General features: G+C 53.9%; 26 protein-coding genes. 2 read left to right on the top strand and 24 right to left on the bottom strand.

From position 1 onward, the window contains the following. Positions 1–25: 25 nt before the first annotated feature. The 21 genes from BG55_RS11185 to pilL2 form a co-directional block, all read right to left on the bottom strand. Positions 26–1,141: an FRG domain-containing protein gene (locus BG55_RS11185; RefSeq protein WP_034937603.1), complete on the bottom strand. Its 1,116-nt coding sequence runs from the start codon at positions 1,139–1,141 to the stop codon at positions 26–28. Positions 1,142–1,246: 105 nt separating this feature from the next. Continuing rightward, a complete protein-coding gene (locus BG55_RS11180) occupies positions 1,247–1,999 on the bottom strand; it encodes a TIGR03747 family integrating conjugative element membrane protein (protein ID WP_034937601.1) in 753 nt (250 codons plus the stop codon). Beyond that, positions 1,986–4,097: a type IV conjugative transfer system coupling protein TraD gene (gene traD / locus BG55_RS11175; RefSeq protein ID WP_034937600.1), complete on the bottom strand. Its 2,112-nt coding sequence runs from the start codon at positions 4,095–4,097 to the stop codon at positions 1,986–1,988. The genes BG55_RS11180 and traD overlap by 14 nt, the downstream gene beginning before the upstream one ends. After that, positions 4,094–4,450 carry a hypothetical protein gene (locus tag BG55_RS11170; protein ID WP_052018796.1) on the bottom strand — a complete coding sequence of 119 codons (357 nt, stop codon included), beginning with the start codon at positions 4,448–4,450 and terminating at the stop codon, positions 4,094–4,096. Before BG55_RS11170 ends, traD begins: the two co-directional genes overlap by 4 nt. Before the next feature lie 9 nt (positions 4,451–4,459). Further along, entirely contained in the window at positions 4,460–5,092 is a 633-nt protein-coding gene (locus tag BG55_RS11165) for a restriction endonuclease (RefSeq protein WP_071995009.1), read from the bottom strand. Further along, the gene (locus tag BG55_RS11160) at positions 5,089–5,649 is read right to left on the bottom strand and encodes an integrating conjugative element protein (protein WP_084276280.1); all 561 of its coding nucleotides are present in this window, start codon (positions 5,647–5,649) and stop codon (positions 5,089–5,091) included. Before BG55_RS11160 ends, BG55_RS11165 begins: the two co-directional genes overlap by 4 nt. Beyond that, entirely contained in the window at positions 5,646–6,227 is a 582-nt protein-coding gene (locus BG55_RS11155) for a transglycosylase SLT domain-containing protein (protein ID WP_235192754.1), read from the bottom strand. Before BG55_RS11155 ends, BG55_RS11160 begins: the two co-directional genes overlap by 4 nt. Before the next feature lie 26 nt (positions 6,228–6,253). Continuing rightward, positions 6,254–6,967: a TIGR03759 family integrating conjugative element protein gene (locus BG55_RS11150; RefSeq protein ID WP_034937596.1), complete on the bottom strand. Its 714-nt coding sequence runs from the start codon at positions 6,965–6,967 to the stop codon at positions 6,254–6,256. A 15-nt stretch (positions 6,968–6,982) separates the two neighbouring features. Continuing rightward, a complete protein-coding gene (locus BG55_RS11145; RefSeq protein WP_034937594.1) occupies positions 6,983–7,843 on the bottom strand; it encodes a hypothetical protein in 861 nt (286 codons plus the stop codon). A gap of 284 nt (positions 7,844–8,127) precedes the next feature. Beyond that, entirely contained in the window at positions 8,128–9,099 is a 972-nt protein-coding gene (locus BG55_RS11140) for a hypothetical protein (protein WP_034937592.1), read from the bottom strand. Between the two features lie 206 nt (positions 9,100–9,305). Further along, complete coding sequence (gene pilV, locus BG55_RS11135) at positions 9,306–10,676, bottom strand: shufflon system plasmid conjugative transfer pilus tip adhesin PilV (protein ID WP_235192750.1); 1,371 nt, start codon at positions 10,674–10,676, stop codon at positions 9,306–9,308. A gap of 5 nt (positions 10,677–10,681) precedes the next feature. Then, the gene (locus tag BG55_RS11130; RefSeq protein ID WP_034937589.1) at positions 10,682–11,344 is read right to left on the bottom strand and encodes a prepilin peptidase; all 663 of its coding nucleotides are present in this window, start codon (positions 11,342–11,344) and stop codon (positions 10,682–10,684) included. After that, on the bottom strand, positions 11,341–11,817 hold the full coding sequence (locus BG55_RS11125) for a lytic transglycosylase domain-containing protein (RefSeq protein WP_034937588.1): 477 nt from the start codon (positions 11,815–11,817) through the stop codon (positions 11,341–11,343). Before BG55_RS11125 ends, BG55_RS11130 begins: the two co-directional genes overlap by 4 nt. 4 nt (positions 11,818–11,821) lie before the next feature. Further along, positions 11,822–12,415: a type 4 pilus major pilin gene (locus BG55_RS11120; protein WP_034937586.1), complete on the bottom strand. Its 594-nt coding sequence runs from the start codon at positions 12,413–12,415 to the stop codon at positions 11,822–11,824. 9 nt (positions 12,416–12,424) lie between these two features. Continuing rightward, positions 12,425–13,540 carry a type II secretion system F family protein gene (locus BG55_RS11115; protein WP_034937585.1) on the bottom strand — a complete coding sequence of 372 codons (1,116 nt, stop codon included), beginning with the start codon at positions 13,538–13,540 and terminating at the stop codon, positions 12,425–12,427. Further along, positions 13,530–15,092 carry a GspE/PulE family protein gene (locus BG55_RS11110; protein WP_034937583.1) on the bottom strand — a complete coding sequence of 521 codons (1,563 nt, stop codon included), beginning with the start codon at positions 15,090–15,092 and terminating at the stop codon, positions 13,530–13,532. Before BG55_RS11110 ends, BG55_RS11115 begins: the two co-directional genes overlap by 11 nt. Positions 15,093–15,099: 7 nt before the next feature. After that, the gene (pilP, locus tag BG55_RS11105; protein ID WP_034937581.1) at positions 15,100–15,588 is read right to left on the bottom strand and encodes a type IV pilus biogenesis protein PilP; all 489 of its coding nucleotides are present in this window, start codon (positions 15,586–15,588) and stop codon (positions 15,100–15,102) included. Next, entirely contained in the window at positions 15,575–16,858 is a 1,284-nt protein-coding gene (pilO2, locus tag BG55_RS11100; RefSeq protein ID WP_034937580.1) for a type 4b pilus protein PilO2, read from the bottom strand. Before pilO2 ends, pilP begins: the two co-directional genes overlap by 14 nt. 2 nt (positions 16,859–16,860) lie before the next feature. After that, complete coding sequence (pilN, locus tag BG55_RS11095) at positions 16,861–18,531, bottom strand: PilN family type IVB pilus formation outer membrane protein (protein WP_034937579.1); 1,671 nt, start codon at positions 18,529–18,531, stop codon at positions 16,861–16,863. 19 nt (positions 18,532–18,550) lie between these two features. Continuing rightward, positions 18,551–18,994, bottom strand: coding sequence for a type IV pilus biogenesis protein PilM (gene pilM / locus BG55_RS11090; RefSeq protein ID WP_034937577.1), 444 nt, complete (start codon positions 18,992–18,994; stop codon positions 18,551–18,553). A 1-nt stretch (position 18,995) separates the two neighbouring features. Further along, positions 18,996–20,219, bottom strand: a complete 1,224-nt coding sequence (gene pilL2 / locus BG55_RS11085) for a PFGI-1 class ICE element type IV pilus protein PilL2 (RefSeq protein ID WP_034937574.1) — start codon at positions 20,217–20,219, stop codon at positions 18,996–18,998. A gap of 373 nt (positions 20,220–20,592) precedes the next feature. Between pilL2 and BG55_RS11080 the strand changes: the two genes are divergently transcribed. After that, positions 20,593–22,137 carry a methyl-accepting chemotaxis protein gene (locus tag BG55_RS11080; protein WP_034937571.1) on the top strand — a complete coding sequence of 515 codons (1,545 nt, stop codon included), beginning with the start codon at positions 20,593–20,595 and terminating at the stop codon, positions 22,135–22,137. Positions 22,138–22,340: 203 nt separating this feature from the next. Here BG55_RS11080 and BG55_RS22570 read toward each other — a convergent pair whose 3' ends face one another. Next, entirely contained in the window at positions 22,341–22,511 is a 171-nt protein-coding gene (locus tag BG55_RS22570; RefSeq protein ID WP_152542748.1) for a type II toxin-antitoxin system VapC family toxin, read from the bottom strand. Between the two features lie 853 nt (positions 22,512–23,364). On the opposite strand from BG55_RS22570, the gene BG55_RS11070 reads away from it, so the two are divergent. After that, the gene (locus BG55_RS11070; protein ID WP_034932960.1) at positions 23,365–23,784 is read left to right on the top strand and encodes a hypothetical protein; all 420 of its coding nucleotides are present in this window, start codon (positions 23,365–23,367) and stop codon (positions 23,782–23,784) included. Positions 23,785–23,813: 29 nt separating this feature from the next. Here BG55_RS11070 and bamE read toward each other — a convergent pair whose 3' ends face one another. After that, complete coding sequence (gene bamE / locus BG55_RS11065) at positions 23,814–24,188, bottom strand: SEN1984 family lipoprotein (protein ID WP_034932962.1); 375 nt, start codon at positions 24,186–24,188, stop codon at positions 23,814–23,816. Then, a partial coding sequence (locus BG55_RS11060) for a DUF4755 domain-containing protein (RefSeq protein ID WP_034937568.1) occupies positions 24,185–24,523 on the bottom strand: 339 nt, incomplete at its 5' end. The genes BG55_RS11060 and bamE, both read right to left, overlap by 4 nt.

Here is a 24,523-nt window from a genome sequence, read left to right as displayed (position 1 = left end):
TTAAGAAATTTTCAATACGCAGACATTAAATATATTTCTTTAAAATTTTCTCTTTCATATATAAAGTATATTCCGTTAGCTCCGGGTAAATAAACTCCCGAGACACTCCATAATGTTCAAGCTCAGCTTTTATGGCATTAACACTCTCTTTTTTAATTACAACTTTTAAACAATTACTTTCTGAAAAATCTTGCATCCCATCACCTAGATTCCGAATCGTATTTTTTTCTGTAAAACTACCATCTTCGAAAATTGGTTTATTGATTATATTTGAAAAAAGCAGCAAACCTTGCTGATTTTTGATGCGCTGATTAATTGGAAGAGGCGAAATTATCTGTAAATCAGGATTATAGATACTGATTGAGCTGTGGGACTGCCGGTAGTTAAACCCATCATCTTTGACAAAGTCATTTAGCAATTTTGTTATTTCTTTATCATCTTTCAGACCAAAAGCGTGTTGGAGAGCTATATAATCTGGATCACCATTACCTTCACATAGTATAATTTCTTGGCTTAAATCAAAAAAATTAGCATCGTAACTATCCAAGAATTTAATTGCCTCGCGCGTATTTATTATATTTTCCCCGTCTGCCTTTTGAATAAACGGTTTCATTAACTGATAGAATTTTAGATATTTTTCACGAGAAACTTCTATTTTATTCTGAAAGACACCGCTTGACACCTCATTATAGCCACCTTTTAAAATGAATACAGCAACATCATTAACAGGTGAACGTTCTTCCGTAGCAAAGTAAAGTGATATCAGAGGATTTCTGGAAAGATCGACCACACGCGTCGGTAATCGATAATGCTGAGCCATAACGTGTAGGTCAATGTCATTTAAATCGTACCCTTTGATAATATTAACTTCCGAGTACAGAACAAACTTATCTTTGAAAGTATCAAATAGTTCTGATGCCAACCGAGAATGCATAATTTTGAGTGCCAAATCTTTCCTCATACCCTTCACAGATAAAGGCTTTATAACATTCGATTTCAAAAACCTACAAAGTGTTGATTCAATTCCCCACTTTTCATTAGATTGACCACGGAAATACAGTTGCCGGTTATCATTTTTCTTAGCAACTAAATTAACTATCTTTAAAAAGTCTCCTACACAGGCAATATCATGCTTAGGCATAGCTAATCCTCTGAATTTTGGTAATAAACATATCGGCAGCGAAAATTTTTTCATTAGAAATACATTCATTAGGGCCAAATTCTAATTCATACCTAACAACATCACTCACAAATACTTCTTGAATGCCCCCGTCACCACGGCCAGCACCCCACCGACCAGAATCGCTGATGGCAGTAAAATGAGGTTTGGCCAGACGGCGGTGGGCCAGGCCAGATAGAGCATGCAGGGGCCATACAGTGCCGGTTTGATAAAGCGTTTGGCGTGGTGATAGACAAAACTGGACTCATACCCTGCCCCGTAGCGCCGCAGATCGCGGCGCACCAGCCCGTCAACAATGCCGGTGAGGATCACCAGCCCGAACAGCGGCAGGCTCAGGAACAGAATCATCACCCGGATAAAGAAAATCAGCGTTACCCACACCGTGGCCTGTAAATAAACGCTCAGCCAGCTGACCAGCGAAGCGCCCAGCCCGTTAAGCGCGGGGATCAGCCCGGAGCCCTTCTCACTCAGCGTTTTAAATGACTGCATCCACTGGCTGAAGCCGCTGTCCACAAAAAGCCATTGCCAGGCCAGATGCACCCACCGACTGGTGGTCTGCACCGGCGCGGAAATCAACAGGCTGCGGGTATATCCCTCTGACAGCCAGTGACTCTCCGCCAGCATCACCTGGTAACTGTGCGACGCGCCGGCTTCCGGCCACAACAGCGCAATGCAGGCATATTCAATCAGCAGGCTGACCAGCAGGACGCCAATAAGGCTGACCGGAAAATCCCACAGCAGTGTGCCAAAAAAGCCTGACTGGCGAGGTTGCGAAGGCGCACTGCGCTGCCTGTCGTTATTACTGTCAGACTGCGACATCTATCCCCCCGGCATGGCTCATATCACCGCCTGTCCACCACGTTTCACCGCTGCGGTAGTTCTTCTCCATATCATCCGCCAGTTGCTTCAGACTGGCAGGCATATGCGGATCATCATCATTTGCCGGCAGGGGCATGCGAATTTTCCACAATCGCCCGCCTTCCAGCAGCGCGAATGCCTGCCCTTTAGGCAGATTGATGATGTCGGCAGGGCTTATCATCGGCACTTTGATCAGGCTGACCTGATCGTTGACGTTACTGTTAAAGTCGGTGCCTTCACCCGGTCTGGAGACGTCGGTCACGCCGGAGGTCAGCGTTTTCTGGTACACATCCACGTCCGGCAGCTGATCGGTCAGCAGCATGGCGGTGTTTTTCTCCCGCACGCGCAACATCACCAGCGTGTTGAAGTTCCCAACCACCTGGTTAGCCTTCGCTGCGCTGCCAATCCGGGCCTCAATATCCGACAACGTCTGGGTGTAGGCAGTCACCTGGAAACCGGCACCGCCCCCCTTGTTGATGAGAGGAATGAATTCGTCGCCCATCAGTTCGTTGAACTCATCACAGTGCAGGTTAATGGTCACCTTAGCAGCGTGCCCGTCATCACCGTCACCCAGCCCGAACTTGTAGATATGACCCGCTTCGGAGACCAGATCGGCAAACATGCTGTTACCTACCGCTGCGGCCACGACAGAATCAGATAAAGCATCGAGGCCGACGTAGACCACGCCCCGTGATTTGATGATATTGTGCCAGTCCAGAATCGGCCTCGGATCGTCCAAATCGGTATAATCGGGGGCCAGTAGCGCCGCTGTTTTACCTGTGGTCAGCTTCTCCAGCAGCGGCAGCAGGGAGGCCACAATTTTATCGAAATAGGTGCGGTCATACTGCACGGCGCTGCGCAGGCCATCCAGTACCGGATCCCAGAGTTTTTTTCCCTCCGGGCTGCCCAGCACCTGCTCGGAGACCCAGATTTTCAGACCGTTAGGCCTGCCCTGTAAATGACGCGGCAAATCCTTTTCACTCAGGCCACTCTGCATCAGCGCATCGACCGTGGCCATCAGCTGGGGCGCTTTCTCACTCAGCAGATTTTCTACATAGGTTTCATATAACTCGCCAATGTTGGTGACATACCGGAGGATCAGCCCGTAGTCCGGCCGTTGCCCCAGGGCAACCAGCGCACGGGTGATGATGTTGACAAAACGCCAGGCAAATTCACGGAACGCGGCGGAATTTCCCTCCCCGGAAAGCTGGCCGGCAACGCGGGAGGCGACCTCAGAAATACGGCTGAAACGCCCGACGGCATTGTACCTGGCACTGATATCAGGCCATCCGAGATGAAACACCCAGAAGTTATCCTGCCGCCCGGCGCGATGCGATTCGGCGTACATCCGACGTAGCAGGTCTGCATCGCCCTTCGGATCAAAAACAATCACCACTTCATGCTCACCGGCGGCGTTTATCCGGCGAATATCCTGGGTGATCAGCAGCTCGGCCAGGCGGGTCTTTCCGACGCGGGTAGTGCCGATGACCAGCATATGACCCACGCGCTCGCCCAGGTCAAAGCTCACCGACGATTCGTCCGGCTCCACGCCATGAAACATCGGGCTGCCACCGACCGGCGGCAGGGGGCGGAACGGGTTCAGAGCAGAGTCTTTACGGGTCAGACGGCACAGCCAGGGCAGGCTGTACTCCATCTTTTTTTCCATCTCACGCGCCATGCGGTAAAGCACGGAGGGCTGTACGTAAATTTCACTCTCCGGGCGACGCGCTTCCATCAGCCGCTGGGTATGTCGTGGCGACCACTGAAAACCCTTTCCCAGAAAGAGGTGACGACGGCTGACCGGGATCTGATCGCTGGCCAGCTGGTAACGCGGAAGGCGACGGATGTTACGGCGGTAGCGGATGATTTTCATCCCCTGCGCGGTACGCCTCAGCGCCAGCACGCCAAAGCCCGCCGCCGTTACCCAGCTGACGGAGGGGGCCAGCGCAACCGCCCACGGGGCGGTCAGGCAGATAACGGTGGCGCTGCCCGCAACGCTCGCCGAGTAAAGCTCAACGGCGGGACGGAGCATGGATTCCATCACATAGCGATTGCTCATCGGCCTCTCCCGCTGTTGCTGTAGCGGTTCATCGGCCAGACTATCAGACAGTGCAGAACGTTAATCATCTCAGTCATCAGCCCCATAATGAACAGCCACGGAAGCAACAAGGAGGAGAGGTGTTCGTTTCGCGCAATGCCCTCTACCAGCGCCAGGACGTTGAACGACGGAAATATAAAAATGGCAACCGGCAGCGGAATGAGAAAAATAACGAAGCCACAGCAAAAGATAATCATGGGACGTACCACAAAGGCCCGGAAGAGGAAAAGCATCAGTTCGGTTAAAATTTCCATCGGCAGGTTGTTGCCGGGAAGGCGAATAAAATTGTCTGATAATGTTTTAAATGTGGGCATAACGATTCCTTATCGGGTATGGGAGTTAACCGGGGAGTGAAGGTCTGATGTTTTTGCTGAACGGCCTGCCCGCTCAGCCTGACTCTGCCAGTGGGGATTGCCCTCCAGCAACCAGAGCAGCCGCTGTCCGCTTATCAGGGTGACAGCGGGATAACGATGTAATGCGTCCAGACTGACGCCGCCAGTGCGCCCGGTGTGAATAAAAAGCCCCCGGCAGCCTTCCCGCGCGGTAAGCTGGCCAAAATCAGCAACGTGTCCCGCACTGATGGAGGCTGAATAGCGCTTTGCCTGAATAAGCCAGCGTCGGCCATCAATCCACACCTGCCCGTCTGCTCCGCCATCCCCGCTGTAGCGGGAATTGCGCCGGATGCGATATCCCTGCCGTGACAGTGCCGTCAGTAACATTTCTTCAAAGACGTAAGGATTCATTTTACGCAGCCAGGCAAAGCGGGCGGCCTCGTCCCGCAGCTGTGGCAGGCGGGACAGCGCCCTGACGGCCTGTTTCTGATAGCGCCGGTGCCGGCGCTGGCTGGCCGACTGACGTCCGTATGCCAGCGCGACCGCGAGCAGCGTCAGAACCGCAATCAGCAAATAAAACGGGTGCACACGCAGCACGTCCATCACCATTGCCGATAACATCATTGTGAAATGCCCGTTGCCGTAATTAACGCCGGATAGTGCGTGAGATTTAGTCGGTGTGACAAATCGCTGCCCCTGACCGGAACCATCTCCACGCCCGGAACCAGCTGGCGCAGCGTGGTCAGCGCCGGCTCATCGTGGACGTTGATCACCATGCCCGTGGCGTTCTGCTGCCGGAGTTCCGCCCCGTGCTGCGTCAGCCAGCTTCGTGAAAGCGGGTCATCGCCCACCACGAATACAGACGGCATGCCCGGCAGGCTGAGCGGACGCGACGCAAACTGACCGGGCGTCATTTCCGGCGTGCTGACGGGAAGCATGTCCGATATCGACAGCGACGCAGGCGGTTGCAGGTTTTCCGGTGTCTCCTGCTTTCCGGGGTCGGCGTTCACCGCATCAAACAGCGGTGCGGTGGACTGACCGCCCAGATCACCCACGATGGTCAGCGAGGCCTCTGCAAACGTTGTGCAGATAAGCAGGCCCGAAAATCCGACCAGCACAGTGCCGATGAGAGCACCTGTAAAAATCAGTCTTGATAAAATATGGCGCAGTATGCGTGTCATTTGGGTTCAATCCAGGTCAGTGAAGAACGGGCCAGCGCCAGCGGCTGGCCTTTAAATTCGCCCTGCGAAGGTGTGGTTAACTGATTCAGTTTGCGGCTCACGATGGCCATATAGACTGATGCGGCCCTGCCGCCTGCGGGATGGTGGTAGCACCCGGCTGCACGTATCCAGCTGCCGGGGCGTGCGTCGTAGCAGGCGCGGAGAATGCGGGCAGCGGCGTGCAGATTGAGCAACGGATCGAACGCATCACGAAATGAGGGGAAAAAATGGCCGTTCCAGCCCAGATTCACCTGCGCTATGCCCACGTCGATGTTCTTCAGCGGCCAGCGCTGAATAAATCCCAGCAGTGCGTTGAATGCCTCCTCGCGGGTCTCATAATGATACCCCCTGCCCGCCACGTTGATCGTCCAGGGCCAGGGCTTGCTGCCCCAGGCGGTCTTCCGGGTACTTTCAGCCATCGCCAGCGAATAGAGGGATTCGGCAGGTACGCCTTCGGCAGCGGCAATCTGACGGTAAGCCTCCGGAACGCTCTGTCCGGACGTGGCGGCGGATGCGGTTTCACCGCCTGCGCCCGTCATCAGACAGAGTGTCAGTAAGAACGCACTTACCAGGCGGCCAGCTGCCATCCGCTCTCCCCCTGTTGCAGGATAACCGGCATCTGACCCTGCCCGTAGCGTAACCACAGGCCGTTATCATGATTCAGCGTTATCTGCCGGCTACGCACCTTCTCAACCGGAATGTTGTGGCGCACGGCCCAGGCGCGAATGCCTTCATCACTCTCGTCGCCCACCAGATAAATATCGACCGGGCGGTTATCGGCCAGTACCGACGCCAGACGCGCATCACAACGCGTGCAGTTATCCCTGACAAACAGCGCCAGACGCCCCTGGGTGTCATGGGCAATACCGCCCGCGTTGCTGCCCATGTTGACCGATAGCGTCTGAGGATAAAGGCGCAACCAGGCGGCATTGATTTCACGCTGGAACGCCAGTTCTTTTTCGCTGCGCTGATATTCATGCTTCACCCACAATTCAGCCAGCCGCCTTCGCTCGGCGCTGTTGTCCGTCTCCACGCCCAGCGCAGTCAGCGGATCAATTCCCGGCGACATAATCCCTCTGGGCCCCTGCATCAGCGACTGATAGCGGCTCCAGTCACTGTCGGAAAGGGACCACTGCTGCGCCTGCTGCACGGAATTATCGGCCCCGGTGACAGACTGCTGTGATTGCGTGACGTTGCTGTGCGTCTGAGCCGTCTGCACCGACGCGGCCGGGGCCAGCAGGGGCAGCCATAACAATGCCGTCAGCATTCTCTTTTTCATTTGGGTTTTTCCTTGTTACTGAATAAAGAGCCGGTATTCACGGCCATTAACCACAAACAGCGCCGAGCGATTTCCCTCAACGTCGCGCAGGGTCCAGCCGTCGATGCCATCACCCACCGAGAGCAGACGCATTGACGATATCTGCGACACGCCGCGCGGAATAACCACAGCAAAAGTCTGACCGCCACGATGCTCAATGCCGGTCATGACGAACGGTGCAGCCGGCGTCACTGTGCGCCTGACTGACCGCTTAATCTTTTTTGCTGAGGGGGTCGCTTTTGCCGGGGAGGTTGCTGACTGGGAGGGCGCGTTTTTTGGCTTTTCGGGTTCGGCTGATTTCTGACTGAGCTGATGATTCACCGCTTCAAGTGCCGTGGCAGACTGCTGAACGCTGTGCTCCAGGGAACCGAGCCGGTTCGACAGCTGAACAATATCCTGCTGACTGCCGTTGCCGGCATCGTGCAGTTGCTGAATCTCCTGACGCAAAGCCTGAATGGCGGCCACGTCAGCCCCTGTGTCTGCCTTTATCTTCACCACCTCAGCAGGCAGGCTTTCCAGAGCCTTCAGACGCGTTTCCATCGCGGCAACATTTGAGGTGAGCTGACCAATCTGTCCGTTACGGAATGCAGCATCCAGTGAGTTAACCCGGATGGTCAGGTCAGAAATTTTGCCCGACATAATCACCACGGCAACAACTGAAAAAAGCACGGTAACACCCAGCACAACCATGCCGCCGGTGCGCACAGCCTGCCGAATGTTCAGAGGAAAACGTTGACCTGATGGCACTGATGAAACGGAAGGCGTTTCGGTGTGCAATTGCTGTTGTTCAGCCTCGTCCCGACCTTCGGGGTCGGGTGAAGCGCGATGAAGAGACATTGCTGGATTCCTTATAGCTGCTGTGCAGAACAGCCATAAGGTGCTGAATACGTCAGGTAATGGCGATGATTAACTCATCAGCCATTTTTGAAGATTTTGCTATAGGGTGTTTCCGCGCGATTACGATGTGTTCAGGTTCACAAGAATTTTCTAATCAATGGTCCTTAGAAATGTCCATTTCTTAAAATGCTGTCGCTTATATGGAATCTAACTGCCTTTAGGAAGTAGATGATTGTAGATGTGAGTCATTAATCACTGCTTCATGACTTACGTGCTGCGGCATTTTATAAGGTGTAAATTTTTTTATGGCATCCTTTATATTCAACACTATCAGTCCCAAAGAAATAATCATCCTCATCAAACATACAATTCATTATAAAATGAGTGCATCCCCTATCACTTATTTTTTTGAGAGTTCCACTTTTTACAATATCTGAATCTTTATGATTTTTATTCAAACTTGGCTTGAAGTAATTAATTAACCCAACCTCACAAATAAGAACCTTATCTTCATCTGCAAGCTCAAGTAAGTCTCTGGGTTGTAAATCAATATAGCATCCGTGCAAACTCATTGATTCGTATTTTGGTGTAAAAAAATAGAGATGAATTTCTTCAGCGTCAGAACATTCCGCTTGCGCCTGCTGTAAATGCCCATGACCTTTCATTCTTTTTTTCAATTCATTTGCTTTTCCGATGTATAAGATTTCGCATTTAACGTTGCTATCACCGGTATCTCTTAACAATTGATGAGCAAATAGCGGCAGTTCTATTCCTTCCTGATGATGATTGCTCAAACTGCTAGGTAGTAGTTTGATAGTTAATGCTCTATTTTTCCTATCCATTCTTTCCGTGGATTGAGTGACGTAAATAATTTTTAATTCTGGATCGCTCTTGCGCAAAGCGGGATTGGTACTTTCAACATATATAAGATTATTTTTAATTTCACTAGTTGACAAAAGGAGCCCCTCATCTAATATTTTTAGCCTGAGAAGGATTTCTGAAATTAAAATTCGATGAGACTTTGAAAAAAAACCCTGACTTTCATATTTAAAAGATATAGAACAGTCTTTATTTATTTTTACTTTTTTGAATCTAGATTTTGGCTTTTTAACGATAAAATAAATACGTCCATTTTGAAATTTATCTATTTTCTCAAGATGAACTTTAAACTCCCTATATAATTTCTCTGGAGTGATAAAAAAAGCATCAGCCAGATGGGATTTGAAAATTTTAAATGGAGGCTCGATATTTTTCATTTATAATATCCATATTGACAGTTTCGTCTCAGAATCTTTTTCTCCAAGACTCTATCACTGTCTGCGATTTGAGTTATTACTCGAATAGTATAGAACTTAATCCTGTAATTTGTCATCCATTTAAGTTAGGTAAAATCTGAGCTAATCCATATAGAGGTATCATTTTAGCTATTCCAGAAGACAACGGTACATTGCTTACATACCTTTCACAATCTTGCGCAACTCGCAACCGAAACAAAACACGATGTTGAGGATCCATTGTTCGGCGTGGTAATGGTCCAGCCGTTTGCACTCACGTCCGGATAGCTGCTGTCAGGGCTGTTGTTCGCACCCCCGGTCCATTTAGTCTGCATATATCCTCCGGAGACCAGCCTGGAACACGTTGGACAATATGCCGTCTGCGATACCAGGTTAAGGCAGGTTCCGCTGCTTTGTACCGTGAAGGTATCGAGGGGAACACCTTGCAGTTTCCACACGCCGCTCTGACAGGATAAAACCTGACCTACAGTATCACGACTCACCAGACCATTTGGCGAACACCCTGCCCCCGCCGTATTGATTCCGTCGAGTTGCAACACCTCTCCCGTGGACAAACGCCCGTCTGCACGCAGGCTTCCCCCTTTAATCTGAACGGCGGTGTAAATGTTCTTGTTATTAACGGCCCTGACCCAGTCATTGTCCGACATGTAGAAACCGCCACCATATGTTTCGTTAAGCCAGCCTTTGCCGTCACGGGTCACAAACCAGCCGTTGTTTGAACGTATATCATTGTTGGCCGTCATCGCGTTGCCCGCCGTCACGTCGGTCCCGGCTGTGACGTTCTGTCCGCTCACGGTGGCGTTTGCCGACATGTTGCCACCGGCGGTCACGCTGCCGCTGAATGTGCCGGTCACCGCATTCACCGTTCCGGTGTTATTCAGGTTATTGCCGCCCATATCGATGCTGGTGTGCATGGTATTGAGGTCAGGCTTGCCGGTAACTGAAAAGCGATACAGCCTGTCGCTTTCACCGCGTGCAACGCCCAGTTCATCGGCTGTCAGTAATGCCGCGATATGCCCCTGCGTGGCGCTGACGCCAAAACCTGATAATGGCACGCTCCAGCCGCCCGCCGCACCTGTTGCCACACCTGCGGTCCAGATATAGCCACCCATGCCGCTGGTTATATCCATCGATATCTGACGCAGGGCCATAAACGGCAGCGCCGTACCGCCCTGCGTATAAATCATCGCCTGCAACTGATCGGTATTCGTGGCATTACGTATCAGGACCGCCTGATAGCCCTGCCCGTCCGTGGTGGTTTCACTGAATCCCTGCTCCAGAAAGCCGGTATTCTTCAGCATCGCAGGCGTCACGGTGACCGGTGCCCCGGCCAGCAGCGTGTCGTAATAACGGCCGGTATAGCTTTTTACCGCCTGAGTAAAACGAGATGTCTGGGCCGCCGTATTCATCCATGCCCGTCGGGTCAGCCAGTCGCCGACCTGCGAATAGCCCCAGACGCTGACCAGCAGCAGAATAATCAGCGCAGCGCCCGTGCTGAGTATCGCCCAGCCCCGATCGGTATGTGGTTGCTTGAGCACAGAGGTCACCATGTAATTAGGGGATGATAAAGTCTGATAAGGGTCATGACGATCGCCCCGGCACTCAGCCACGGCCCCATTGGCCCGCCCTCCCGCAGGCGGTTTACGGAGATTTGCCAGAGCACAAACAGCACCACGCCGGTAAGGAGGGCATAAAGCCCGGCAGTCCCCCCCAGCCAGGCCCCGATACCGCCAGCCAGCCAGACGTCGCCCAGCCCCAGGCACTCACGCCCGCTCAGTTTTCCACTGAGGTAGCGCCAGCCGCTGAAAATCAGCAGCGCAGCGCCTGAAGAGAGCAGATGAGACGTAAAATCGTTTGAGAACAGCGCAGTGATAAGACCCGCAATCAGGCATCTGACCGTCTGCTCGCGGGGCAGCAGGCCCGTCACCATATCGGTCAGCGACAGCCTGAATAAAAAAAGGCAAAAAACGCAGGCCAGCACACGGTCCGTTACGGGTACCGGGGCCAGTAAAATAACGGTAACGACTCCCGCATAAATCCATCGTATTTCCGCGTGCCCGGAGGGAGAACAAAAAAAAAGGATGCGGTGTTCCGTGGTCATCATGCTGAGCCGCACAGTGCGTGCCATATAGCGGAAAAGGCTGAGGCACAGCGGGAAAATAAACACCGCAAAGGGCCACGGCATGCTCAAGGTCATCAGCGTCAAAGTGGTATTCCCCGTTCTTTCAGCAGCAGCTGACGATAAATGGCATAAATCCGATCCGCATAAGATTCGCGTGTCTCATGACGGTCCCTGCGAAAACCAGCGTTGTAGGAGCCGAGGCAGTTCCAGCTGATGCCACAGACCTGAAAATGGGCCGCCAGTATCCGGGTACCAATCTGCACGTTCAGGCAGGGACGGGTCAGCAGATCCTGGGAGTTGCTGATAACCCCCTCTGCTGACAGCAGCGGAATATGCGTCGAATTGACCTGCATAAGGCCATAGTCGGTGCTCAGCATACGCCCGGATTTTTTATCGCGATTGATATTGATAGCAGTGGCGCGCAGGTTGCTTTCACCCATCGCAATGGCCTTAATCAGCAGCGGATCGATATGGTATTTCGCGCCCGCTGCGTCAAAGCAAAAGGCCATTGTCCGGGGGCAAAAAAAGATGAGCAGCAGGATCAGCAGGCGCAGCATGTCGTTACCCGTTGTGCGTGAATACCAGCGTGTTATTACCACTCATACCGCTGTTCTCTGAGCAGGCCTTACCGGCTGATTCTGCTGTAACGATACCGTCGCTGTACGCCGTGCTGTTCAGGGTTATGGCGCTGAACGCTCCCGCAGAACCGAGCTGTGTAGCAATGGCAATGCAGTCTGCCTGCGGAACTTTCTCCAGGGTCACGGAAAACCCGTTATTGAAGCCATCTGATGCCACCGGTGCAATCACGACCTGACCGCCATAGCTGTTCCAGAGCGTCGCTGAACCTGAACTGGCCGTTCCCTGCACGGTCATCCCTTTGGGTGCGCCACCCAGCTGGATCAGCGTTCCTGTCATCGTTGATCCGCTGGTAAAGTTGTAACCGCCCTGCCCCTGCTTAAGCTGCTGCGCACTACTCACCAGCGACTGGATATTGGTGGTTTCAACGGCAACCGACTTTTTACCCCAAAGACCATAAATCATGCTCCCGACAAAGGCGATCACCACGATGGTGCCCAGCGCAATATTGCCATGTTCAAGAACGCCCCAGCCGCGATCGGGCTGATGCTGAGGTTGCGGTAAGGTTTGTACTGACATGCTGTTTCCTTAATGAGGGTTGATGGCGTTCATGTCCTGAATCTGCATCACCATCAGCAGTATGAGTAAGAAAAAACTCATAATCAGAACGAGGGAAAAGAGTTTGGTGACGTTGGCCCGACGGGCAACGCGCACCAGCGCCTGCTCCAGCCAGCGGTCGGCATAATTACCGATAAGTTCAGCCGCACCGTCGCCGTTATCCAGCAGGGAAAGGTAGTTAACCGCTTCCCGGCTGGGAAAGTCATACCCACAGTTGCGCAGCGCCTGACCGAGTGAATTCCCGTCATGCATACAGTCCATCGCGGCTTCAATCCGCTCCCGGAGCCACGGTGAAGCAAACCCGTTCAGCGTTTGCAGGGTTTTCAGCTCAGGCACGCCGGCACCGAGTAATGCGCCAACGTTCATCAGAAACACCGCCCCCTGAAGGTCTTTGTAAACCGACCACGGCAGCAGGAAATCGGCGTAACTGCGCAGTCGCCCGCACCAGCGCGGCAGTGACCAGAACGCCAGCAGGATCAGACTCACACCGCCCCCTGCCGCCACCATGCCCCAGTCACTGCTCCAGTGCGCCACACCGTTCATTATTCCCAACGCACCGGTCCAGCGTTCTGGATCTGAAATTTTGCTCAGCGTGGGCACCAGAGCCTGATTATTGGCGCTGAGCAACCCCGCGCTCAGCAGGGCCAGTGCGACCGGATACACTGAGGCAAAGATGACCTGTCCGATGATGCGCCGGCGGGCAACAATCAGCTTATCCGCCTGCAACAGCGCACGGGGAATATTGCCGGTCTCCATGCCCGCGCTGATCAGCGCCGCCTCTTCATTTGGTGCCCATGCGGCCAGCACGTCCCTGAGCGAGCGACCGGGCCGGTTGTCGCGCACGCCTTCAAGACAGTCCTGGATAAGTTCGGAATACGGGTGCCAGCGCCGGCCAAAATCCGTATGCACGTCGCCTATAAGGGTAAATGCCTCTTTCAGCGCCTTGCGGTTTTCAAGCAGAAAACGCAGCGTTTCATAAAAAGGCTGGCGGTACTGACCTGAAAACGTGGCCCTGACCAGCCGGTAACGCAGCCATTCCGGCAGCGACATCTCACGAAGCGGGCTGAAACGGGGTTCAGTGCTCATGTGGCACCTCGCAGCGCATGGTGTCATCCTCATCCAGCGGACAGATTAAATCGCCCTCCAGCGGGTCAACGCGCCCCTCTGCCAGATAACGCATCAGGTGCATCCGGCGGGTGATACCCCCCTGATTGACCCAGTGCTGACGGGCATCCGCCGGACCGTGGGAGAGCCACAGCTGCATCAGACGGGCATCGGTGCGCACCACTTCCGCGATGGCCATGCGCCCGGTGCCCCCGCGACTGATGATGCGACCGGTCAGCGGCACCGTTTTACGACAGTGCTCACAGCCTTCCGGATTGCGGAAAAAGAGATTTTCCGGTGAACATACGCCCTCAACCGTGCAGTATTTAATCAGACGCGCGCGGCTGTCGTTATCAAGCTGGCTGGCGTGCACAGCCCACGGCAGGCGGCAGTGTTCACACAACAGGGGCACCAGCCGCTGGCCAATAAGGCCGGTAATCAGGGAGGCATCCGCAATCAGATGCCGGTCCACGCCAAAATGCTCCATACGGCGCAGGGCACCAATGGGGCTTTGCGTGTGCATAGTGGAAAACAGTGCATGCCCGGTCTCACTGGCATAAATCGCCGCAATCAGGGAATGCAGATCACGCATCTCACCGTTGAGGATGGCATCAGGATCGAGGCGCAGCGCGGAGGCATTGGCGTTATTCCAGGCACGGCTGATGGCCTCAGGGGAGTTATTGTCCGGCATTACCGGCGTCTGGATTGCGCCGGGAATGCGTCCTTCAGGTGGGTTTTCCAGCGTCAGAAGACGTTTTTTACCGCCCGTCAGCGTCAGCCAGATATCGCTGAACACACGTAGCGTGGCGCTCTTACCAGACCCTGTCGGGCCGGTGACCAGCACCATGCCCTCCGGCAGACGCAGAATTTGCATGATGAGCGTGATTTGTTCGGGCAGGAATCCCAGCTGCGGCAGCGTGGGAATGTTATCGCCGTCATCCGGAATGGTACGCATCACCACAATCAGCCCGTCCGGCGTGGGCCGGTGCTCGTAACGAGCACCAAACAGCCCGGCCCGGCGGGCAAATCTCGCATCAATGCGCCCGGACTGTTCGCGACCGACGAAAAATGACTGCTCACGCACGTCGCACATCGAGATATAGATGGTCGAGGCCAGGGTCAGCCCCTCTTCATAGGTCACTTCATCCACGCTTTCCAGTTCCCCGTGGACACGAAGCTGAACGATACACAGCCTGCGGTCGGCACTGATTTCAAGATGAATATCCGACGCACTGAACTCCTCAGCCAGACGAAAATAGGCGATAACCCGGTCCTGAGAGACGCTAATGTCCCTGCGTTTCAGGTCATCTTCCCCGATTGCCAGTCCCTGCCGCACAGAGGCCTCGCGCCGGCGACCCAGCTCGCTGAGCGTGACGAATTCCGTCCGGGCCGCAGGATGGTTGCGGGTAATATTTACCACCCAGCGCTGCACCCGCGTGTCCTGACGCCGGTTACTGTCAATAAGCAGCGTGATGGCCTGCCCCGGATGTTGCTCGGCAAACACAAAATCCACGATCTCTTTATCGGGTGTCATCTTGACCTCAGAAGGAGAGTTCAGAGTTGTCGCTGAGGCGCACGACCGTGGCCGTTACCTCGGTGACGCGCTTTGATGTGCCGGGGATCTGGTCCCCTTTTGCCACTTCAGTCACCCCGCCGTTGGGCAAAAGAATGCGGGCCCGCAACTGCGTACCGCGACCGTAAATTTCCTGTAATCGCACGGCGCTCACGGTCTTTTCGGTGCTGCCAGCGGATGTGGGTTGTGCCGCACCGGGCTGGGTCACGGCGGGTTGCTGCATGATGAGCGGAGCGCTCCGCTCAGCGGACTGCGGGGAAAGGCTCTCGCGCAGCTGCTGTTCAAGCCGTGCGGTCTGCACCTTCTGCTCAAGGATTAAATTTCGGGCCTGAACCGCTTCCAGTTCACCCAGCGTCACGTTTGGTGGCAGCGTGTCGCCGGTGCCGGCGGCCAGCAGTGGTCCGCTGAACATGACCGACAGCAGCAGGCAGGCTCCGGCAGGATCAGTTCTGCGCATAAATGCTCCCCTTAATGGTGTAATCGAACCGCCCCTGCGGGCTCATGGTGAGCGACACGCTGCTCAGACGTAGCCCCGAGGCATCGAAGTCCCTGAGCAGCAGCTCCGGTTGCAGGCGGGTGTTGACGGTAAACGTAAATTCACGCCAGTCCTGAAGCGGAGCGGTCCGCGCCTGCCCCGGCGCAACGGCGGGCGGTTTGACTTCGGTAAAGGTGACGCTGAGATTGTGTCGTTGGAGATGAGAGATAAAGCGCATCAGCTGGGCATCAGCGCCCTGCACCGCTTCATCAATGTTTTTTAGAGTCGGTTTGAGGCTGAACGGAATAAAGACGTCACCGTTTTTTCCCCCTTCCTGAAGGTTAAACACCGCAGAATGCCCCAGCAACTGACGCACGCGAACAGCAAAGTCTTCGACGGTCGCGCCGGGCGTGGCGACATAGCGCAGTCGCAGACCCGCTGCCACGCATTCACCGTTGGTAAAACGCCAGCCCGCCACGGAGGCAAACAACGGCGCACGCGCCAGCCAGCAGTTATCCAACAGGTCGGATAAAGTCGGCTGTGCCACCCAGGGATGCGCGGCATGAACCGGAGGAAGGGGCTTCACCGGGACCATTGCCTGTCTGGCACGAAAAGCCGCCATAGCGGCGGCCTGCTCTGCTTTCTGCTGCACGGCATCGTGCCAGTAAACGCCTGCCGCAATCAGGACGGTGATACCCGCCAGCGGCAGCAGAGCGCCGACCGGCGTCAACCGCTTACACAGGCGGCAGCGCTTCAGCTGTGTCCGTGACAGCGGTTCAGTCAACCACATCGCCTGCTTCTCTTCGACCGCCCCGGCGGCACAGCGCATTCCCGTGGCGTCATCATCGTTGAAGCGCAGGAAGTTTTGTGCCGCAGACTCCACCTGGGCACGGGTCCCGGTAACGTCGCCCATGACGGAGAGCTGGCCGCCACTGGTCGCCAGGAATACCCACAGGTCCCGGTCGCGGTCCAGGCGATAAATGCCCCAGGCGTTGCCCCCCTCTGCCAGCTGAAATGCCACGGCAAGGGAGAAGACGCCACGGCGGATGCGGCCCGGCGTCAGGTAGCCGTGCATTGCAATACCATGACGGCCCGCCACGATGGCATGCGTATCCGGCGATGTTTGACTCCGAACCAGACGTGACATCACGCCGTGTGGCGTTTCCCAGCGCAGCCCCGCCGCCCATTCGCGACGGCGGTGGCTGACCAGTACGCCCGTGCGCACGGCTGTTTTTTTACTGATTACGGTCATGCTTACCTCAACAGAACGGGGGTGATCATGATGACCAGCGTGGTGCGTCCCCGCGTGCCGGTCTGACCACCGCCCAGGATAAAATTACCCGGCGTGAAGGTGCCCTGCTTATCCGCCGAGAGGTTCTGCTGCTCAGAGCCGGTCAGCACCAGCGTCTGGCCGGAACGGAGATTCACCTTGCGCGTCAGCCCCTCGGTGGAGGTGGTCGGCAGATCGTTACGGGTGTTACCGTCCTGGCTGACAAAGCTTTCAATCTTCGGCGGGCTGGTATAGCTGAACGCAAACTGCAACTGCACGTCGCCGTTCTCCTGAATAAACGGCAGCATGGTCATAAACAGCCCGGTGGTGATGGTCGTGGTGGTCATGGTGGAGGTCACGCCCACGTTGGCCGTGGCCGTCGAGCTGGAGCTCGACAGGATGCCCTTCTGGCTGGAGAGCTGATAGGCAACCGGCGTGAGGTTGGCGCTGGGGTCGGTCTGATTCAGCGCCATGCTGACGTTGCCCTGCTCTGACAGCGCCTTAATCAGCAGGCTGGAGCCGGAGAATTTCGCCGCGTTGCCCGTGGCGGTGTCCAGAATAGAAATCCCGGCGCTGGCCGCCGAGGTTGAGGCATTGGCCATCGAACCGGTGAGGCTTGCGCCAACGTTTTGCAGGGACTTGTAAACAAGCCCCCAGTCAAGCCCAAGTTGCTCGTTACGGCTCTGCGTGACGCTGACTATCTGCACGTTCAGCTGCACCTGGCGGCTGAGAACTTTGTTCTGATATTCGATGTAGCGGCCAATGCGATCGAGAACGTCCGGCGTATCAGTCACGCTCAGCGTACCGGTGGCCGCCGACAGCCAGAAGCGCCCGGACTTCGGCGTCACCATCTGCTCGATGGTTTTGCGGATGTCGTCATACAGGTCGCTGTTCAGGCCGTAGTCCGTTTTCTGATTCGAACTGACGTCGCCGGTTGTGCCGCCACTGGTGCCCCCACCGGAACCCAGCTGGTTACCGGACCCGGAGCTGATCGACGCGCTGCTGTTGATTTTGGTGTTCAGAATGACCAGCTGGAAGGTACGGGTGTCCTGCTGATAAAAGTACACGCCGCCGCCGTCGCTTCGCCATGACAGCCCCAGTCCGCTCGCCGCCATGTCCAGCAGGCCACGCACATCACCCTGATATTTCAGGCCCCGGATCAGTGATGGCTGACTCTGCACGCTGGCCGTCTGTCCGGAAGTGCCGCCCATCTGGGCCAGCGGAACGCGACCGTTGTCATCGGGTGCGGGCAGCTGTCCCCGCATCTGCGAGGTGACGACGCTGCCCGTGGAGGTGTTGCTGACCGCCGCAAATGCATCCGGCGTGATGGACACACGAATGCCGCAAAGCGCGGTGATACGCTGGCCCAGTTCCGGCAGCGAGATACCGTCCGGACGGTTCAGCGTCACCTGACAGGCTGGCAGGTTCTTTTCATCGGGCGTCGAGACAACCGGGGCGACCGGTTGCAGGTTGACCCAGGGCTTGTCCGACCACACCACGGTGGGCTGGGAAACGGCCTGACTACTTTGCAGAACGCGCTGCGCGGTATCAGCCTGGCCCGTGGCCTCTTTGTCCATCCTGCTGATTTCGTCCAGCGAACATGATGACAACACCAGCACGGAGGCCAGCGCCGTCAGGCAAAAAGGTAAGCGCATCCGCAGCTCCCGTTTGGAGTTAGTTAAGGTAAACAATGCTGCCCTCCGTCATACCGGACGGCAGGGCCAGATTCATGTCGGTGCCGTCCGCCATCCTCAGCCGTCCGCCGCTGACTATCAGTGCCAGCGCAGAGGTAACCGAGCGGTCCTGCAATGCGGCAAAGACGCCCTGCGTCGCAGGCACCCATATCCAGAGTCGTCCTTCCTGAATGACGCTCTGAATACGGGTATCAGGCGCGGGCAACATGCCCGTTTGCGCAGGACTGACGGGACCGTCGGCCACCGTACGGCCGTGACGCCAGTTATTGACCGCATCAGCGGTGCGCAGCATCTCAGCGGCCAGCTGGTCAGGCAGGATCTGCGCCACGCCATAGCGGATATGGTCACCGGCATGACGCTGTGCCTCACCGGCCATCAGTGCGATAAACAGGCACAGCGCCATTACTGGCAGGGCGAATCCCATTTCAGTGACCTCCGCCCGCTGGCGTGTCGCTGACGGAAATCAGGCACTGAATGCGGTTAGCTTCAGCAAACAGCGGCTTCTCCGCCTTGCGGTAAAGGTCAAAAATCTGCACCAGCACGGACTCGAAGTTACCGTGCATGACCAGCGGAGCCTCAATGCGGTAGTCCAGTGATACCGGCCAGATGACCACCCAGTTGCCGCCGTTGCTGCACGGTGCTTTTGATGCCCAGCCGGTCAGCGTCTCTTTCAGCGTGGAACCGGGGTCGGCACGCCATGTTTCTCCGGCGACCGGCGTCGTCACCGGCGTACCGGCAGACCAGGCGGGCGTTAGCGCACTTGCAGGCGGTGCCGGAGGCAGCGAGGTCACGGGGCGTGGGGCGCGGGGCTGAACAGGCGGGTTTGCAGCTGACGTGCTGCCGGTCGCCTGGGCTGCCTGTTTCTGCAACCCGGATGTCGGCACGGGTGGTGTGCGTGCCACGCCGGACGGCGCAGCAGGGGGTTTAACCGTTGAAGCTCGGGCTGCCGCGATGACCGGTGAGGGCACACGCAGACTCTGAGATTTAAGCACGGCGGCGGGCGTGACGACCGTCTCCCCGGTGAAAGGGTCGCGCGGGAGCGTGGCGGATGGGGTGCGCGACACGGCTGGCGTTACCGTAGGCATGCTGACAGCGGCGGTGCGCGGGGCCACTGAAATTTTCACAGCTGTCGGGGCGGAAAGGTCACGGTACTGGTCACGTAACCCGAAACACACCTCGCGGTTGACTTCATCCACCTTCAGCCGCCAGGCAGGACCGGCGACGACCTGCAATGCTTCGCTGAGTTTCAGCGGCCCAATCGTGCGCTGTACGGCAGGTAACGGACGACTCAAAAGTTCTGAAAAGGCCGACGTGGTGGCTGAACACAGCGAGTAGCCGGACTCCAGCAGCAGGTAACGAAATCCCTCACCTACCGTGTTCACCAGTTGCGCCGGCATGGTGATATCCACCATCTGGTTAAGGGGATCGAGCTGGGCATCTGCCGGGCGCGTACTGACCAGCGTATAGCGATCGTACCTGACCACCTCAGGCGTGCGGTTACGGTACAGATCATCAAAGCGTGCGGGCTGAACGTAACGGCCCGACGGATAGGGCGACGCGGTTGAGGTTGTGTCAGTGCAGCCGGCAAGCAGAACAGAGCAGGCAAACAGCCCTGCCCCCGTTGCGGCGCGTCTGGAAGGTACTGCCATCAGGATTCACCCCAGGAATAGTCTCAGTCAGGGCTGCTATTCTGGCGGTGATTAAAAACCGGACAATACGAAACTCTTTCACGCTTTCCAGGAAAAACATTCCCCTTCGGGGCAACGCCGTCAGGCCACAAAAGCCAGTTTTGTACCCTGACGGCGTTTTTGGATTAGACGCTGAAAACCGGTTTTCTGGATTGAGCATGACGGTTGGACTGTGTTGACAGCCTGTTAACAGCATTCATAAACCCTTTTTCTGTAACGGAAATTGCACACGATAACTTCTCCGATAGCAGATGAAATTATCAGAAACTGCATATTTCTTCGCCTGTGCCGATAACAAAAACGACACATCTTTTCCCAATAACGAGAACTGAATATGAAAATATCAACACGACTTGCCGCAGGTTTTGGCCTGCTCATTATACTTTTTATCATCTGCACCAGCATTGCACTGAACGCGCTTAATCGGGCCAGCGATGGTATGGATGATGCCGTTAACGTCAAAATGAAAAAGTATCAGCTGGTACTGGACATGCGCGGTGGGCTGAGGGATATGGGCATTGCGGTGCGTAACATGGCTTTGCTCACCGACCCACAGGCCATGAAACCTGAATGGGAGCGACTACAGAAACAGAAGTCCCTTTATATTGAAAACCGGCATGCTCTGGGTGAGATGATGAAAACCGATTCAACGCCCGAAGGCCGCGAAGTATTAAGCCAGATTGTTGAAACCGAAGGTCCGGCACTGTCCGCGCTGGAGCAGGCAGGCCAGCTCGGACTGGCTAACCGGGCGCAGGAGGCCACGATTTATCTTATGAACGTCACGCGTCCGGCACAAAGCGTTCTGCTGAAAGCCCTCAATGACATGACACAGGTACAGATGAAAAATACACAGTTCGCCGTTGAGCAGAACAGCAAGGCGGCCGATCGTGCATCACTGATACTCATTCTGCTCGCCGCCACTTCGGCTATCGTGGCAGTCGGAACCTGCGTCTTTACCATCCGCATCCTGATGCGTCAGTTGGGTGGTGAGCCCGCACAGGCCCAGTCTCTGGCGGCTACCATCGCGTCAGGCATTCTGACGACCTCAGTGTCGCTGCGACGTAATGACACAACCAGCCTTATGGCATCGCTTGACGGTATGCAAACGAACCTGCGGGGACTGGTTTCTCAGATTAAAGACTCTGCCGCATCAGTGGCACTGGCTGCGGACGAGATATCACAGGGCAATACGGAGCTCTCCTCCCGTACCGAGCAGCAGGCCGCTGCGCTTCAGGAAACTGCCGCCAGCATGGAGCAGCTCACTGCAACCGTTAAGAGCAACACCGCAGGCGCACAACAGACCGCAGTATCTGCGCGAGAAGCCGCATCCCTCGCCCGGACAGGTGAATCTGACGTAAAACGCATGTCAGAAACCATGCACGACATCTCGCTTAGCGCAGCAAAGGTTCGCGATATCACCTCTGTTATCGAAAGTATTGCCTTTCAGACAAACATCCTCGCACTTAATGCAGCGGTTGAAGCTGCCCGTGCCGGTGAAGAGGGTCGGGGCTTTGCCGTAGTAGCTGGCGAGGTCAGAACGCTTGCCCAGCGCAGTGCTACTGCCGCACGGGACATCAAGCAGCTGATTGAACAGGCCGTGGAACAGGTGGAAAGCGGCGTTGAAGTCGCGGCAGGCACCGGGCAAAGCATACTGAAAATTGTTGGTATGGTGGGCGAGCTGGCAGAAGCAATGGATAATATTTCACTGGCCTCTTCAGAACAGATGCAGGGCATTTCTCAGGTCAGCGTGGCGGTCAGTCAGATGGACGGCGTCACGCAGAATAATGCTGCGCTGGTCGAAGAATCCTCATCAGCTTCGCAGTCACTCTCAGAGCAGGCCCACGCATTACGTGGCATGGTGGATACTTTCCAGGTCTGATAAGCAAAAGTGGGTGAAGCACTTTATTTCTCATCAAGATATCAGGTAGATGTAAGGTCAGCGTTTCACGGGGGGGCAAATCGAAAACCGTGTGCGCTGATCAATTCTGAACATTTCCGATCACCAGATGAAACAGTGTTCAGGGTAATTACCTGACCAGGCATCAGAAGCTAAAACGCCGGAAAACCGGCGTTATGGATGCTTCAGGTTCGGGCATTCATCAGTCTGATTCCGTACTGACTGAACACCGTATCCGCAGAAACGAGGATCAACCCCTCCATCTGCGACTGTGCAATAAGCATGCGGTCAAACGGGTCACCGTGATGTCGCGGCAGTTCACCCGCCTGTTCAGCGTGACCGTGAATAATTAGCACACCTTGCCGGCGCCGCGCACTTATCTACTGGTATTCTTGCCCAACTCAATGTTGTAAAAGGTAATTCGATAAGCGGCAGACTTGATCGTATTTTACAGGCCCGCCGCTTTAACAGCGTCCGCGAATAAGACATTGAAAACAGTTGAGACACCTCAGGCAGTCATTAATAGCACGGGTCTTGACACACGCCGTTTGGCAGACAACATACACGCTTAGCCTGCTGAGACTCTTGAGCCTCACCATTTATCATCCCGCCATCAGCATGAGCCAGAGGCAGCTGAAGACTGATCACTGTCATACCAAGCATTAATGCGCGTAGCAATTTCGATTTTATGTAATTGAGTTTCATAATAAGTCCTGTTTAATTGATCATCAGATATAACTTAATCAGAGCACCTGTCAGGGCGCGCTCAAATACTAAGTGATCAAAATGCATATTTAGGTTCCATCGGTTGAGAACTGGGAACGGGGTCCGGGTAAAAATGGAACAGCCAACCAACTGAAGGAATGGCGAGCGCGGCGCGATAACCCTCGTGGTGAATGATCTCGATGAGGACAGCTGCAAGGAAAGAATATCGTCAAAAAAAATGCCGGACGTGCCGGCATGGATGTTAAAAATCGCAAAGTGAGTCAACTCCAGAATGGTTCCTTTAACCTAAATCATTATAATTATTTTATATTCTTGATATATAACGTATTATTTATAAACTGTAAAATATTTGGTAAATAATTTAAAAATAAATTATTAGAAAATTATCAATTAATAGTTTAAGCCTATTGATTTATTAAATTTATATGTTACTAGTTATCAATGTCAGGAAGACAATTTTATTTGATTGCAAGGACGCAACTTATGAACAAACTGAAATATATTTCTCAGGAAGAGAAACTTATACTGTTGCTACAAAAATATGTTGAAAGATTGAAAGAGTCTGGTTTTGGACAGGAGAAAATCATTCGATATATTTGGCTTTTCTGCGTGGGATATTACATAAAATATTACTTGCCAATTAATCAAAATAACAAAATAGATAGTTTTACGATTATTGCCATGCTATCAAATGCTTTGATAAACAGCACTGACAGACTTGTAGAACATTTGGGATATGAGCATGAACTCACTTTTCTTTTCAGGTATTTAATTCACTATGTTATCAATAACAATGTTGAAGCTGAAAGTATATACAGTAAGGAAAGAGCAAAATACGAAAAAGCACTTTTATCAGATAAAATACATGCTGTTAAGAAAAAAAGGAAAGGAAGAAGACTGTAGAGACTATTATGCCTCTACATGCCATTTAGTTAAAAGCCGTTATGAACTGAGTCGGATTTAGAGCTAAAATTCCAGTCGCTTACTTTGTCTCCTTTAAAAGTGACAGTCAATGACTTTGATTGCGTGTCTGATCCAGAAGAAAAAAGATTAATAATAGGCACATAAGTTAATGCGGTCATATCTGATTTATAAGAAGAGTATAACCATTGTTCTTCATTACTACCCGTACTGGTCTCACGGCCTGGCTTGCCGAAGGAAGCAAGAACCTCATTCTTCGTGGTTTTTCCATTTTTGATTTTCGTGCTTACACTTTGCTTCGTCTCATTTGAAATAGAATGATTTCCAGCTGTTGAACTGCAACCAGCAATTCCGAAAATGAGGAACGAAAAAATAATCTTATTCATTTCACTTCTCCATTGATAACATTATCAAAAATCCGACACCAGCGTTGAAGTTGTTCTTCTGTGTCTTTAATTCCTTTAAGGTGGTGAAACTTCCCTTCACGTGGATAGAATTTAATTTGCCAAGTGGGAAATTCAATATCATTGACTCTGATAAAAAAACCAGAATTTTCAATATTATTGTGTTTGATAGATTGATTGTGTCCCGTTGCTCCTAAAATACTAACAAGGTCAAAAGCGACAATTTCACCTCCAGATTCAATTTGGCAATACCACTTCTCAACCTGATCAAAAGAGTAAGTTTTTTCACGTTTACCGTTTTTCAAAGTCAACTTTCG

Source organism: Erwinia mallotivora, from assembly GCF_000590885.1.
GTDB lineage: Bacteria > Pseudomonadota > Gammaproteobacteria > Enterobacterales > Enterobacteriaceae > Erwinia > Erwinia mallotivora.
This window is presented reverse-complemented; position numbering and strand designations above follow the sequence as displayed.